The organism is Streptomyces qaidamensis, from assembly GCF_001611795.1.
Classification (GTDB): domain Bacteria; phylum Actinomycetota; class Actinomycetes; order Streptomycetales; family Streptomycetaceae; genus Streptomyces; species Streptomyces qaidamensis.
In genome coordinates this window covers 8460735-8474656 of the sequence record NZ_CP015098.1, presented here as the reverse complement: position 1 = coordinate 8474656, position 13922 = coordinate 8460735, and the positions used below count along the sequence as shown (strand labels likewise).

General features: G+C 72.5%; 14 protein-coding genes. 7 read left to right on the top strand and 7 right to left on the bottom strand.

Going from position 1 to position 13922, the window contains the following annotated elements:
• The first annotated feature begins 7 nt into the window (after positions 1-7).
• Complete coding sequence (locus A4E84_RS37100; RefSeq protein WP_062931789.1) at positions 8-1669, top strand: amidohydrolase; 1662 nt, start codon at positions 8-10, stop codon at positions 1667-1669.
• A 76-nt stretch (positions 1670-1745) separates the two neighbouring features.
• Positions 1746-2480, top strand: a complete 735-nt coding sequence (locus A4E84_RS37095) for a hypothetical protein (RefSeq protein ID WP_237305071.1) — start codon at positions 1746-1748, stop codon at positions 2478-2480.
• 11 nt (positions 2481-2491) lie between these two features.
• Here A4E84_RS37095 and A4E84_RS37090 read toward each other — a convergent pair whose 3' ends face one another.
• The gene (locus A4E84_RS37090) at positions 2492-4006 is read right to left on the bottom strand and encodes an MFS transporter (protein WP_107308435.1); all 1515 of its coding nucleotides are present in this window, start codon (positions 4004-4006) and stop codon (positions 2492-2494) included.
• Positions 4007-4238: 232 nt separating this feature from the next.
• On the opposite strand from A4E84_RS37090, the gene proP reads away from it, so the two are divergent.
• The 3 genes from proP to A4E84_RS37075 all read left to right on the top strand — a co-directional run bounded on the left by proP (position 4239) and on the right by A4E84_RS37075 (position 6577).
• Positions 4239-5735: a glycine betaine/L-proline transporter ProP gene (proP, locus tag A4E84_RS37085; protein ID WP_062930738.1), complete on the top strand. Its 1497-nt coding sequence runs from the start codon at positions 4239-4241 to the stop codon at positions 5733-5735.
• Between the two features lie 113 nt (positions 5736-5848).
• The gene (locus A4E84_RS37080) at positions 5849-6262 is read left to right on the top strand and encodes an SRPBCC family protein (protein WP_062930737.1); all 414 of its coding nucleotides are present in this window, start codon (positions 5849-5851) and stop codon (positions 6260-6262) included.
• A gap of 6 nt (positions 6263-6268) precedes the next feature.
• A complete protein-coding gene (locus A4E84_RS37075; RefSeq protein WP_062930736.1) occupies positions 6269-6577 on the top strand; it encodes a hypothetical protein in 309 nt (102 codons plus the stop codon).
• Positions 6578-6649: 72 nt separating this feature from the next.
• Here the strand turns inward: A4E84_RS37075 and A4E84_RS37070 are convergent, their stop codons facing one another.
• From A4E84_RS37070 to A4E84_RS37055, 4 genes are all read right to left on the bottom strand, one after another.
• Entirely contained in the window at positions 6650-7837 is a 1188-nt protein-coding gene (locus A4E84_RS37070) for an aromatic ring-hydroxylating oxygenase subunit alpha (protein WP_062930735.1), read from the bottom strand.
• Between the two features lie 174 nt (positions 7838-8011).
• A complete protein-coding gene (locus A4E84_RS37065; protein ID WP_062930734.1) occupies positions 8012-8557 on the bottom strand; it encodes a P-loop NTPase family protein in 546 nt (181 codons plus the stop codon).
• A gap of 23 nt (positions 8558-8580) precedes the next feature.
• Positions 8581-8937 carry a hypothetical protein gene (locus tag A4E84_RS37060; RefSeq protein ID WP_062930733.1) on the bottom strand — a complete coding sequence of 119 codons (357 nt, stop codon included), beginning with the start codon at positions 8935-8937 and terminating at the stop codon, positions 8581-8583.
• Between the two features lie 150 nt (positions 8938-9087).
• Positions 9088-9618 (bottom strand): GNAT family N-acetyltransferase, encoded by a 531-nt coding sequence (locus tag A4E84_RS37055; protein ID WP_062930732.1) that lies wholly within the window; start codon positions 9616-9618, stop codon positions 9088-9090.
• Positions 9619-9817: 199 nt separating this feature from the next.
• Here A4E84_RS37055 and A4E84_RS37050 point away from each other — a divergent pair, with 199 nt between their 5' ends.
• The gene (locus A4E84_RS37050) at positions 9818-9949 is read left to right on the top strand and encodes a hypothetical protein (protein WP_418082246.1); all 132 of its coding nucleotides are present in this window, start codon (positions 9818-9820) and stop codon (positions 9947-9949) included.
• 31 nt (positions 9950-9980) lie between these two features.
• Here the strand turns inward: A4E84_RS37050 and A4E84_RS37045 are convergent, their stop codons facing one another.
• Positions 9981-11699, bottom strand: a complete 1719-nt coding sequence (locus tag A4E84_RS37045) for a SpoIIE family protein phosphatase (RefSeq protein ID WP_062930731.1) — start codon at positions 11697-11699, stop codon at positions 9981-9983.
• A gap of 197 nt (positions 11700-11896) precedes the next feature.
• Positions 11897-12682 (bottom strand): endonuclease/exonuclease/phosphatase family protein, encoded by a 786-nt coding sequence (locus tag A4E84_RS37040; protein WP_062931786.1) that lies wholly within the window; start codon positions 12680-12682, stop codon positions 11897-11899.
• Between the two features lie 245 nt (positions 12683-12927).
• Here A4E84_RS37040 and A4E84_RS37035 point away from each other — a divergent pair, with 245 nt between their 5' ends.
• The gene (locus A4E84_RS37035; protein WP_062930730.1) at positions 12928-13623 is read left to right on the top strand and encodes a GAF and ANTAR domain-containing protein; all 696 of its coding nucleotides are present in this window, start codon (positions 12928-12930) and stop codon (positions 13621-13623) included.
• The last annotated feature ends 299 nt before the right edge of the window (positions 13624-13922 follow it).

Genomic DNA, 13922 nt, shown 5'->3' with positions numbered 1-13922 from the left:
CACCCCGATGTCACACTCCCCTGCCCAGGGACCCGCGGACCTCGTCCTGACCGGCGGTCCGGTGCACACCGTCGACCCGGCCCGCAGCCGCGCCACCTCGGTGGCCGTGCGCGGCGGGCGGATCCTCGCCGTCGGCCACGACGAGGTGCGCGAGCTGACCGGGCCGCGCACCGAGGTCGTCGACCTGGCCGGGAAGCTGCTGCTGCCGGGCTTCCAGGACGCCCATGTCCATCCGATGGGCGCGGGCCTCGAACTCGGCCAGTGCCACCTCGGCGACACCGTCGACGCGGGCGAGTACCTGCGCAGGATCGGGGCGTACGCGAAGGAGCACCCGGACGTCGAGTGGATCACCGGGGGTGGCTGGTCCCTGGAGGCGTTCCCCGGCGGCTCCCCCACGGCCGCCGCCCTCGACGCGATCGTCCCGGACCGCCCCGTCTTCCTGCCCAACCGCGACCACCACGGCGCCTGGGTCAACAGCCGGGCGCTGGAGCGTGCGGGCATCGACGCCCGGACCCCCGATCCCGTCGACGGCCGGATCGAGCGCGACGCCGCGGGCAACCCCACCGGAACGCTCCAGGAGGGCGCGGTCCACCTGGTCGGCAAGCTGGTGCCGCACCCCACGCCGGAGGAGCAGCTCGCCGGTCTGCTGCGCGCCCAGGCCGTGCTGCACTCCCACGGCGTCACCGCCTGGCAGGACGCCATCGTCGGCACGTACGCCAACCTGACCGACCCGGCCCCGTCCTATCTGACGGCGCTGGACCGGGGTCTGCTCACCGCGCGGGTCGTCGGCGCCCTGTGGTGGGACCGTGAGCGCGGCGCCGAGCAGATCGCCGAACTCGTCGCCAGGAGGGAGGAGCTGAGCCGGGACCGGTTCCGCGCCGGGACCGTGAAGATCATGCAGGACGGCATCGCCGAGAACCACACCGCCGCCATGCTGTCCCCCTACCTGACCGGCTGCGGCTGCACCTCGGACAACAGCGGCATCAGCTTCGTCGAGCCGGGCGAGCTGCGGAAGTACGTCACCGAACTGGACGCGCACGGCTTCCAGGTGCACTTCCACGCGCTCGGTGACCGCGCGGTGCGAGAGGCGCTCGACGCCGTGGAGTCCGCCCGGGCCGCGGGCGGCCGCCGCGACACGCGGCACCACCTGGCGCACCTCCAGGTCGTCCACCCCGACGACCTGTCCCGTTTCCGCGCGCTGGGCGCGAGCGCCAACCTGCAGATGCTGTGGGCCGCCCACGAACCGCAGATGGACGAACTGACCCTGCCCTTCCTGGGGGCGCAACGCGGCGCGTGGCAGTACCCGTTCGGGGATCTCCTGCGCGCCGGTGCGACCCTCGCCGCCGGGAGCGACTGGCCCGTCAGCAGCCCCGACCCGCTCCAGGCCATCCACGTCGCCGTCAACCGCCTCTCCCCCGAGGCTCCCGAGGGCACCCCGGCCTTCTTCCCGGAGCAGCGCATCGACCTGGGCACCGCCATCGCCGCCTACACGGCGGGCAGCGCCTACGTGAACCATCTCGACGCCACCACCGGCAGCATCACCGTCGGGAAGGCGGCCGACCTCGTCGTCCTCGACCGCGACCCGTTCGCGGGTCCGCCCGAGGAGATCGCCGCCACCCGGGTCCTGGAGACCTTCGTCGACGGCCGGCGGGTCCACACCGGCACCTGAGGCGTGGTCCAATGCTCTGCGGGTTTCCGTGCGCGGAGGGGGATGAGACACGGTGGGGTCGTCGGGGCACGGAGTCATGCGGTCCGTGATGTGGGTGCTGCTCGCGGTCGTGGCGCTCGGCATCGGGGTGGCGTCCGCCTTCCAGATCCGTGGGGCGCTGGAGCGGGAGCGGGAGTACCGGGGCGCACCGGCCTGCTCCGCGGTTCCCGTCGAGGCGTCGGGGTGCGTGTGGGAGCAGGAGTTCACCGTGCGGCGCGCCGCCATGAACCGCGGTGAGCGGGGCGAGTCCCCGGAGGCGGAGCTGGTGCCGGCGTCGGGCGAGCCGTGGGAGGTGACGTTCCTGCGCACCGAGCCCGTGATGTCCGAGATGCAGCCGGGCGAGAGGGTCGTCGGTGTGATCTGGCACGGTCGGGTCGTCGAGGTACGGGACGCCGAGGGCCGGCGGCAGCAGACGTCCGAAGGGCCGGTGGGATGGCCAGAGGACCGTCTGGGCGGTGCGCTGGCCTGCACCTCGTTCGGCCTGGCGGCCCTCGCGGGCGGGCTGTGGCCCCTCTTCGCGCGCGGGCGGCCACGGCACGCGACCGCGGCGAAGATGGTGCGGTGGCACGGCGTGGCGCTGGGCGGCACGGCGATCCTGACGCTGTGGGCGCAGGCGGCCAACGAGTGGCCGTTCTGGGCCCTTCCGGCGATCTGGGGGCCGCTCGCGCTGCTGATCCTGACGTCCATGACGGCCTTCACCCTCGGCGCGCTGCGCGGCGACCTGGACGACGACGCGCCCGCCCCGCTGGAGCCCCGGCCGCAACCCTCGTGAGGGAATGACGCTCAGGTCTGCCGGGCGTGCACGGGGCTGTGGGCGACGTCGTCCGGGCAGGCGCGGTGCTGCTCCCCGGTCCGCCGGTCGCGCCGCCAGTCGTACGCCGCCAGGGCCAGCGACGCGGCCATGCCGACGAGCCCGGCGACCATCGCGAGGAAGAGGGCACCGCGGTAGTCGTCGCTCCTGCTGCCCAGCACCAGGTAGTAGAGGCCGGGCAGGGCGGCGGTGCCCACCGCTGCGCCGAGCCGCTGCCCGGTCTGCAGGGCGCCGCCCGCCGCTCCCGCCATGTGCACGGGCACGTCCCGCAGCGTCATGGTGATGTTGGGGGAGATCACGCACCCGCCGCCGACGCCGCCGAGGAACAGGACCGGGGCGGCGATCCAGGGCGCGATGTCGAGGGGCGCGAAGCGCAGCAGCAGCGCGGCGCCGCCGAGGCCCAGGATCACGCCCGTGAGCCCCCCCACGGTGAGCAGCCGGCCGAGCCGGTCCACCAGCCGCCCGGAGACGGCGGCCGCGAACGCCGAGCCGAGGGCGAAGGGCGTCACGGCGAGGCCGGATTCGAGCGGGGAGAAGCCGAGACCGTGCTGGTAGAAGAGGGCGAAGACCAGCCAGACGCCGCTGAAGCCGATGAAGTAGAGCGTGCCGACGCCCGCGCCGACCGCGTACCCGCGCACGGTGGTGAACAGGCGCGGGTCGAGCAGCGGCTGGGTACCGCGCTCCACCAGGCGGCGCTGCCGGCGGGTGAAGACGAACAGCAGCCCGGCGCCGGCCGGGAACATCCACCACAGCCGGACGAGGCCACCGGTCTCCGCCTGCACCAGCGGATACATGAGGGCGAGGACACCGAGACCGAGAAGCACGACGCCGGGCAGGTCGACGTACCCCCGGCCGGAGCGCCGGGTGCGGGGCAGCAGGCGGCGTCCGAGGAGAACCGCGAGGATGCCGATGGGGACGTTGACGTAGAAGATCCACCGCCACCCCTGGGCGCCGTCGGCCAGCGCGAGGATCAGGCCGCCGGCCAGGGGGCCGACCCCGGAGGAGATGCCCACGGTGGCGCCGAAGAAGCCGAAGGCGCGGCCGCGTTCGGAGCCCCGGAACATCTGCTGGATGAGCGCGGAGTTCTGCGGGGCCATGAAGCCGGCCGCCAGGCCCTGGGCGAGCCGGGCCACCACCAGCAGCGTGATGTTCGGCGCCGCTCCGCAGGCCGCGCTGAACAGCACGAAGCCGCTGAGGGCGACGAGGAAGATACGGCGCCGGTCCAGCGCGTCGCCGAGCCGGCCGGCGGTGACGAGGGCCAGGCCGAAGGAGAGGGCGTAGCCGGACACCACCCACTGCACCTCGGCCGCGGAGGCGTGCAGCTCCTGCTGGATGGTGGGCAGGGCGACCGCCACGATCGACACGTCCAGCAGGCTCATGAAGCCGGCCACCAGCGTGACCCACAGGGCCCGCCACCGCTTCGGGTCCGGCTCGTACCCGTCCTGTGTCCCGCCCCGGTTACGGCCGCCCGCCGCCGACGCTGTCACTTGGGCTCCTCTCACCAGGCACGCACCGGCGAATCAAGTTCCCCCGCCGGGGCACGGGCACACACCCGTCCCGCAGATCCTCCCGGACGGTGCGGCGACCCGCCTCTCACACCGAGCACCCGCACATCACGTTCCGTGGTCGGCCGGACGCCGCGCGAAGGGGCTCGTTTGAGCGCACGAGATCTGTGCAGGCGTTGTGCTTGGAGTTGCGACCGGCGAAAGGAACCACGTGATGGCTGCGACCGACAACGACGAGTCGGTGGACCCCGCGGCTGTGAGACGACACCGGGTGCTGTTCCGGGCGATCGAGAAACGCCGTCACCCGAAGCTGCGCCGCAGCGACATCACGGTGACCGACGACGCGGCGGTCAAGCGCGCCACCAAGGCCGCCGCCCTCGGCAACGCCATGGAGTGGTACGACTTCGGCATCTACAGCTATCTGGCGTCGACCATCGGGAGGGTCTTCTTCCCCTCCGGCAACGACACCGCCCAGCTGCTCGGGTCCTTCGCGACGTTCGCCGTGGCCTTCCTGGTGCGCCCCCTGGGCGGCATGGTCTTCGGACCGCTCGGGGACAAGGTCGGGCGCAAGCGCATCCTCTCCCTCACCATGATCATGATGGCGGTGGGGACCTTCGCCATCGGCCTGGTCCCCTCGCACGCCGCGATCGGTCTGTGGGCCCCGGCCCTGCTGATCTTCTTCCGGATGGTGCAGGGCTTCTCGACCGGCGGGGAGTACGGGGGCGCCTCGACGTTCATCGCCGAGTACGCGCCCGACAAGCGGCGCGGCTTCTTCGGAAGCTTCCTGGAGCTCGGCACACTGGCCGGCTACGTCGGGGCCTCCGGCCTCGTCGTCCTCCTGCAGACCCTCCTCAGCGACGACCAGATGCTGTCGTGGGGCTGGCGCGTGCCGTTCCTGGTCGCGGCCCCGCTCGGCTTCATCGGGCTCTACCTGCGGCTCAAGCTGGACGAGACGCCCGCCTTCCAGAAGCTGGAGGGCGGCCAGGCGAGGGCGAGCGAGGCCGCCGACGCCGTGGAGACCTCGGCCGCCGCCGACCTCGGCAAGATCTTCACCCGGTACTGGCGGCCGCTGCTGCTGTGCCTCGCGCTGGTCGCGGCGTACAACATCACCGACTACATGCTGCTGTCGTACATGCCGACGTACCTGTCCGACGAGCTGGGCTACGGCACCAGCCACGGCCTGCTGATCCTGGTCGTGGTGATGGTGCTGCAGATGTGCCTCATCAACCAGGTCGGGCGGCTCTCGGACCGCTTCGGGCGCAAGCCGCTGCTGATGACGGGGATGCTCGGGTTCCTGTTCCTCTCCCTGCCGTCGTTCTGGCTCATCAGGCAGGGCGACGTCGTCCTCATCACCCTGGGCCTGCTGTTGATGGGGCTCTCCCTGCTGCCGATGCTCGGCACGATGTCGGCGGCGCTCCCGGCGATATTCCCCACGCAGGTGCGCTACGGCTCGCTCTCGGTGGCCTACAACCTGGCCACCTCGGTCTTCGGCGGTACGACACCGCTGGTGATCACCGCTCTGATCAGTACCTTCGACTCGACGCTCATGCCGGCGTACTACGCCACCGGCGCCGCGGTCATCGGCGTCATCGCCGTGCTGTGCATGCGCGAGACCGCCAACCAGCCGCTGGCCGGTTCCCCGCCGTCCGTGGAGACGGAGGCGGAGGCGCGGGAACTGGTCCGGGCGCAGTCGCCGCAGCCCAAGTTCTGACCGGTGTGCGGGGCCCCGTCCGCGACCGCGCGGACGGGGCCTTTCGTGGTTGGGCACGGGCAGACCGGGAACGCGGTGCGCGCTACGACCCCCGAGGCGAGGCCGGTGAGGCGATGACCGAGTACGAACGTTCCCGCACGATGCCCGCACAGCCCGAGCACGTCTTCGACGAGGCCGCGAACGTCGGCCGGCTGGACAGCTGGCTGCCGGAGGCCCTGCACGTGGAGGCCGGGCGGCTGCCGGCCGTCACCGTGCACGAGGACCGCACCGACGAGGACACGTCCGCCCTGTTCCGAGCCCGGCCCGACCAGATGCGGCTCGAATGGGGCACCCGTGACCAGGGCGCGTACGCGGGCTGGCTCCAGGTCGCCGGGCTCGACGGCGGGGCCAGTGAGGTGACCGTGCACCTGTCGTTCTTCGACGACGGCCACGACCCGGGCGAGCAGGCCGTCACCGACGCCCTGGACACCAGCCTGCGGCGGCTGGAGGAGCAGGTGCGGCTGCACGTCGACCACGCGGCCGGCTGAGCCACCGTGGCGCGTGGCAAGCGGTACGCCGTCGCGGCGTCCGGGCAGTGGACCGACGAGGAGGAGGGGCGGCGCCGGCTGCCCTCCGGTGAGGTGCACGCCTGGGAGCCGGGCCGCAACGAAACGGTCTGCGGCCTGTCCCTCAGCCGTTCCCGGCTGGTCCGCTTCCCGCACGTCGCATGGCCGGACACCTTCCCCGAGTCCGGCGGCGCCGCGGACCGGGTGCGGCGCCAGTGCCCGCGCTGTGCCTCGGTGGCGGGCCGCCGCGGCCCCGACGCCCGCCCACGGTGGCACCGCACCGACCCCCGTCCGTGAGCGCCGCCGCGCCGGCGGTGCCCGGCGTGACGGCAGCCCCGGCGACCGTCCGCGTCGGCGGACGCGGAAATCTCAAGGGGCGCCGGCGTCCGCCCCGGGAGCAGGTCCGCGGTCGTGGCCGTCGCACATCGAGGCGGCGCCGCACGCGGCGGCCCGGGGGCGGATCGGGACGCCGTTGGTGCGCAGCACCTCCCGGACGTCCAGGATCAGGGGGAACACCTCGCGATTGCGGTCCTCGCCCTGCTCGTCCCAGGCCCGCTGCTCGGCCTCGACGGCCATCCGGTCCTCGGCGAACACCCGCTCGGTGAAGCGCCTGATGAGCGGCCAGGCCAGCTGCAGAGCACCGGGAACCCGCGGCTTCTCGATCATGAGCAGGCCGAAGGTGTGACATCTGCGCTGCTCGGCGTCCTCGGGCACATAGGCGGCCCAGAGCCGGAAGGCCGGCCGCTCGGCGTTCTCCGGGACCAGGTCGAGGGTCTGGTACGGGTACTCGGTGCGGATCGTCATGACGTCGCGGGAGTCGCTGCCGCCGATGCCCTCGGCGGCCAGCAGGCCGGCCCCGCGGTTCCGTTTGCCCCCGGCGTGGCTGAACAGGTACCTGGCCTCCACCGACCGCTCGTCGGTCCGGGAGCCGAGCAGTTCGGGACGGAGTCTGCCCACCACGCCCCGGTGGAGGAACTGGTGGTTCATGTCGAGGAGGTTCTCGTGCATGAACGAGTAGTGGCAGCGCACGGTCCGGGAGTAGGTCATCGCCTTGTACCGCGGTGATCCGAAGGCCGGCAGATCGGGCAGCGGGGTGACGGCCGCCTTGTCCGGGTCGCCGGGGAAGGCGAACACCAGCCCGTACGCCTCGCGGACGGGGTAGCCGCGCACGCCGCGCGGCGGCCTGCCGTCACCTTTGGAGAGGTACGGGATCTGCGAGATGCGGCCGTCGCCGCGATAGGCCCACGCGTGGTAGCAGCAGCGCAGCGCCTCGCCCTCCACGACGCCCATGCTGAGCGGCACCTGACGGTGTGCGCACCGGTCCTCCAGCGCGTACACGGTGCCGCTCTCCCCGCGGTAGAGCGCGATGCGCTCGCCGGCGAACGCCGTCGCGAACGTCCGCTTGCTGCGCACGTTCTTCGACAGTGCGACCGGGTACCAATGGTCGGGGTTCGCCCCGACGCGCCGGAGGTCGACCATGCCGGTACTCGGATCGCGGTGCGCCGAGGGCCATTCGGTCCCGGCGGAGAAGGCCCCGGCCTCGTCGGTCTCGGTCATACCTCTCCCTCGCGCGTACGGGCAGCGACAACCGCGCGTCGCATCGGGCAGCACCGAGCTGCCGACGCGGGCGCCCGGCACCGTCCATCCTCACCGCGGCGCGCGGTTCACGCCCTCTCCGGCGCGTACGGACGGGTGAGCCCCCTCCGGGCCGCACGACGGCGGAGCGCCGGATCACAGGTCGAGCGCGGGCAGTCCTGCCAGACCGGTGTCGAGCATGATGCGGTCGACGGACTCCCGCAGCGTGCTGTCGGGGCCGATGACGGTCTCGACGCCACCGGGCAGCAGGTCCAGCTCCCGGTACCAGTCACGCAGCTCGGCCTCACCGAACTCGTTCGCGATCGGCTTGGTGGCGTGGCGCAGGAGGGTCTGCTCGAAGGGCACGTGCAGGTAGTACGAGTGGGTCGGCCCCCGGTGGTCGGCCCGCAGCCGGGCGAGCATCTCCCCGTAGCGGTCGGCGTACAGGAGCCCTTCGACCACGACGTGGTACCCGGCATCGAGGGCGTATCGGGCCGTCAGGTCGATCAGGCCGATGTTCGCGGCGCCGGGCCGGTCCCTCTCCCGCAGCACGACGCGGCGCAGGTTGTCCTGCCCGACCAGTGCCAGCCCACGGCCGAAGCGCTCACGCACCCCGGCCGCCACGGACGACTTCCCCGCCGCACTGTTGCCCCGCAGCAGGACCAGCCGGGTCTGTTCGGTCCCCACCATCACGCGCGCCATCCTACGAGCGGCGGTGACGGCGTTCAGTCGCTGCCGGCAACCGGCGACGGCCTCTCCCCCGGTGCCGGTCCCGACGCCCACAGCCAGGTGCGCCTGCGGGTGCGGCCGACGACGTCCGTGCTGTGCGCGGCCGCCACCGCCGTCATGAACGGCCATGCGAGGAAGGTCGTGCCGAGCTGGGCGACGGCCCCGTCCGTGCCGATCGCGACGACCGCGAGCTCGGCGGGGAAGACGAGCGCGCCGAGCAGCGCTCCCGTGAGGGTGAGCCCCCACGGACGGGTGATGACACGCGCCGCGGTGGCCAGTCCCCCGGCGAGGATCAGGCCCATCAGGGCACCGGCGAGCAGGCTTCCCCCGGTGAGCAGCACGCCGTAGCGCACGTCGCGGGCGGCGAGCTCGGTGTCCCCTCCCCCGGAGGAACTCCACCAGGGCCACCCCCAGGGCGAGAGCAGCCCACGGGACGCCCGGAACGCACGCCATGAGCAGGCCCACTCGCACCGCGCCCCGCCGGGCCCCCTCCACGCTCGACGTCAGGGCCTCACCAGTCCGCCGACCCACCAGTCGTGAGGCTTGCCGTCGTTGGCGATGCCGCGGTTGCGCAGCGTCCCTTCGACGGTGAACCCCAGCCGCTCGGCGACGGCACGCGAGCCGGTGTTCCCGGTCATGGCCCACCACTCGATGCGGTGGACGTCGAGCGTGGCCCACCCCCAGTCGCAGAGCGCCCGCGCGGCCTCGACCGTGTAGCCCCGGCCCCGCTGCTCCTTGACCGCCCAGTAGCCGAGTTCGTAGACGCCCAGGCTCACCCTGGTGAGGCAGTACGAGCCGACGAGGGCCGAGGTGTCCTTGCGGAACGCTCCGAGGATGTAGTTGTCGTCGCCGGCCCAGCCCTGGGGCCACTCCTCGCAGACCCGCTTCTCGGCGTCCTGGCGTCCGAAGGGCACGGGAACCGGTGTGTAGAACTGGATGTCCTCGTCCTGGCAGGCGTTGTACACCGCGTCCGCGTCGCCCGGCCCGAAGGGCCTCAGCACCAGACGCCCGGTCTCAAGAGTCACTGGATCCACCGCGTCAGTATGAGCGCGGCCCGTCGCCCTTCACCATCGATTTCCGCGGCGGTCCGGGCCGCCTTGCGTTGCCTGCGGGTGCCGGAGCCGCGCGGCCCCTCAGGGTCGAGGGGATGTCCCGCGCCCGGCGGTCCCGTTCGCGGGCGAGAACACCCTCTTCGTCCTCGACCGGCATCCGCTGCGGGGTCCCGGCATCCGGATGCACGGCCTCCCGGCGGACTACGTCGTCTCGATCCGCAACGGCATGATGCTGACGAAGCTGGCCCGGATCGCGGTGCGCGAGCACCGCGACGGCGTGGGCAGCGCGGCGCCGAGCACCCCGGGCGGATGAGGCCCGGCGCCCGCGTCTCGCCGGTTCCGGGTCAGCGCTCGGGGACGCGCAGGGCCAGGAGGGCGACGTCGTCGTCGTTGCCGGAGGGGCGGACGCGGCGCAGGAGCTGGTCGGTGAACGAGGCGAGGGGGCGGTGCGCGAGGGCGGCGGCGTGCTGACGCAGTCGGTCGAGTCCCTCGTCGATGGTGTGGCGGGGCGCTTCGATGAGGCCGTCCGTGTACAGCACCAGGGTGGAGCCGGGCGGCAACTGCGCGGTGGCGTCCGGGCGGCGGGTGCCGGTCTGGGTGCCCAGGAGTATGCCGTGGCCTTCGGTGAGGTAGCGGGCCAGGCCGTCGTGGCTGATCAGCAGCGGCGGCGGGTGGCCGGCGTTGGTCCAGGACAGTTGCCAGTGGCCGTCTTCGGCCGGCTCCACCCGGGCGAAGATCGTCGTGGCCATGGTGACGTCGGTGATGTGCTGGATCGCCTCGTCGAGCCGTTCGACGATGCGGCTGGGGGGTTCGTGCTGGGACCAGGCGTAGGCGCGGAGCATGTTGCGGACCTGCGCCATGCCGGCCGCCGCCTCCAGATCGTGGCCGACGACGTCCCCGATGGCGAGGGCGGTGGACGCGTCCGACAGGGGGAAGGCGTCGTACCAGTCTCCGCCGACCTGTGAGGCGTCCGGTGCCGGCAGGTAGCGGACGGTCATCTGCAGGCCCGAGACGCCCGGCATCTGCGGCAGCAGATGGTTCTGCATGGTCTCGGCGACCTTGCGCTGGCGCTGGTAGAGGCGGGCGTTGTCCACGGCGAGGCCGGCCCGGCGTGCGATGTCCTCGATGAGGGGGAGATCGACGGGCGTGAAGGGCGCCTGGTTCTCGTCGCGGCCCAGGGTCAGCGCTCCCAGGACCGCGCGGGTGCTGCGGATGGGCGCGATGGCCGCCGAGTGCATCCCCGTGACGTCGAAGAGACGGCGCTGCTCGACCGCGATGCCGGAGTCCGGCGGCCCCTGGTAGGTCAGCGGACCGGCCAGGTTGGAGGCGACCCCGCGCAGGGCCCTCGACAGGGGCATCGGGGACTCCTCCGGGATCGGCGGCATCGGTCCCTGCAGATCCTCGTGATGCGTGATCGTGTCACCGTCGGAGTGGACCACGACGGCGCGCCACACCTCGTCGCGCTCGGTGATCAGGTCGACGACCGCCCAGTCCGCGAGGCGGGGCAGGACCAGGGTGACCAGCCTGCGCAGCGCCTCGTCGACATCGAGTGTGGACGTCAGCTGCGCGGTGGTCTCGGCCAGCAGCGCCAGCCGGTGCAGCTCCGACAGGGGCTGCGCCACCGGTTCCGGCCGCGGCTCCGTGGCCTGCGGGTGGTGGGGTGTGTGGAAGACGACGAGCGTGCCGGCGTGCCGGCCACCTACGTCGTACGGCGTGATCAGCCAGGAGATCCGCAGCAGGGTGCCGTCGCCGCAGACGAACCAGTCCTCGTCGGCCTGGGCCGTGCGCCCGGCGTGGAAGGCCAGCCGCATGGCGCACTGGGTTCTCGGCAGGGGTTGCCCGTCCCGGCCGCGGTGCAGCAGATCGTGCGCGTCATGCCCGAGCAGGTCGTCGGCGGACCGGCCCAGGAGCTGCTCGGCGCGAGTGTTCGCGGCGATGATGCAGCCCTGCTCGTCCACGACGTAGGCGCCCGCGCCGATGGCTTCCAGGGTCCCGGCCAGCACGACGGACGCTGTCGGCACGGACAGCCCGTGAACGGCCTCCGTGTGCTCCGGCCCCGTCATCGCGGCCTCCCTGCTGATCGGGCCGGCGTCCCTGTCGCCGGCATGCCCTGGTTACCTGCCCTCCCCGTATGCCCATACGACGCGAGATTCCACGTCACGGAGCGGCACCGGGTCCTTGCGCGGGGTCCGTGATCACCGGATGCGAGCCGCTGACCTGTGGTTACCGGGCATCGGGCAGAGCCGGCGAGGACGCCTGCTCAGGTCGGTTTCACATCGGTGTGCAGCAGGTGGTGGTCCGAGGACGGCGTCGGTTGCACGCGATGCCTGAGCGGGACGAAGCCGCGCAGGAACACGTAGTCGAACTTGCTCTGCCAGTCGGTGGTCGGCAGGCAGGTGCCGGTGGGCGACGGCCGGCACTGCGGGTCCGCGTCCGTGGCCAGCGCCCAGATCCGAGCGAGCTCCGGGGCATCCGGCACGGCGTTGAAGTCGCCGAGGAGGATCGCGCGATCGTGCCGGGCGGCCTCCGCTGCGAGGACGCGCGTCTGCTCTGCCCGGACCGCCTCCTGACGCCGTTGCGCGAGATGCGTGTTGAAGACCCGGACGGGCTGTCCGGCCACGGTGGTGGTGACGGCCATGTACCCGCGGTCCTCGGATCCACCGTCCGGATACTCGACGTTGACGGGGTCCGTCATCGGTGCGGCCGAGAGGATCGCCTGGCCGAAGGCCCCCGGACTCCACGGCGCTCCCCCGCAGCGGCCCCATTTGCGCAGCACGGACCCGTACTCGACGTGGTAGGCCAGCCCGTGGAGGTTCTCCAGATACTCCCGGATCCTCTCCACATCACGCACGCACGCCTCTTGCAGGCCGATGACCTGGGGCGCGTACGCGGCGATGTCCGCGGCCCGGTCGACGTCGCTCACCTCGCAGGGGTTGCAGATGTTCCACGTCATGACCCGGTTCGATACGACGTCCCCGGCGGCTGCGGCATGCCGCGGCCCGGCGAAGAGGCCACCGTTCGGTGCGCTGGGACCGACGAGCACCATGCAGACCGCCAGTACGGCGCCCACCAGCAACCGCGCACTCGTACCTCTGCCGAGCACCCTCGCCTCCTCACCGGTGGACACACCTGGCCTCTGATATCTCCAGCACGAGGTTATGGGACCGGGGCGTCGGAAACACACGTGTACTCCCCTTTCACCTTCCGGCTCACCGGTCCTGGCGCCTTCGCCCCGGAGGGATCAGGCTGTGCGTAGGGTGGCCGGACTGGTGATCGACCCGGGTGGTGGCGATGGAGTGGCAGAAGTTCGCCGAGGAAATGGCCCTGCTCGCGCGGACCCTGCTGAAGCAGGACTCCGTGCAGCAGACGCTGGACGAGATCGCGGCGTCGGCCGTGAAGCTGGTGGACGGCTGCGACGCGGCCGGGATCCTCGCGGTGCGCAAGGGCCGCGCCGTGACACTGTCCTCCTACGGGGACATGGTCGAGGAATCCGACCGTCTCCAGGGCGAACTGGGCGAGGGGCCGTGCTTCGATCTCGCCCGTCGCGCGGACCAGGAGCGCGTGTTCCGGGTCGCGGACATGACCCTGCCCCAGCCGGACTGGCCGCGGTACGCCGAGGCCGCGCGCGGACTGGGTATCGGCAGCATGACCGGGGTCCTGCTCTACACCCACGAGGAGGACTTCGGCGCGCTGAACCTGTACGCCCGCCGCCCGGGGGCCTTCACCGAGGACATCGCGACCGCCGGCTGGCTGCTGGCCTCGCACGCCGCGGTCGCCCTCGCGGACGCGCGCACGATCGACCAGCTCGAACACGCCCTGGAGACCCGGCACGCCATCGGCGAGGCCATGGGCATGCTCATGGAACGCCACGGGATGAGCGACGAGGACGCCTTCAGCGTGCTGCGCAACATCTCCCAGCACCACAACATCAAACTGCGCGACGTCGCCCAGCAGATCCGGGAGAAGCACACCGACGGTCCGGCTTGATCGGCTGCGGCTGGGGGCCGCTGAGTCGTCGGTCTTCCTCCCGGTGACGATGCCGGGGACGGCGGTGAACTCGTGGGCGGCGGCCAGATGTCGGGGGGCGGTGAGCGTGGTGGCGCCCTGGCGGGTGATGTCGCGGGCCCAGGTGCGCCGCTGGTGGGCGGCAGGCTCGATGTCGAACGCGGAGGTGGCGGCAGGCTCGATGTCGGGCGCGGGAGTGAGGGTGTAGTGGGCGCGTCGTGCCGTTCGTAGGCGTCGGACCGCGCGACGACCCCGAGCAGGTGAAGCTCTGCATCTTCCTC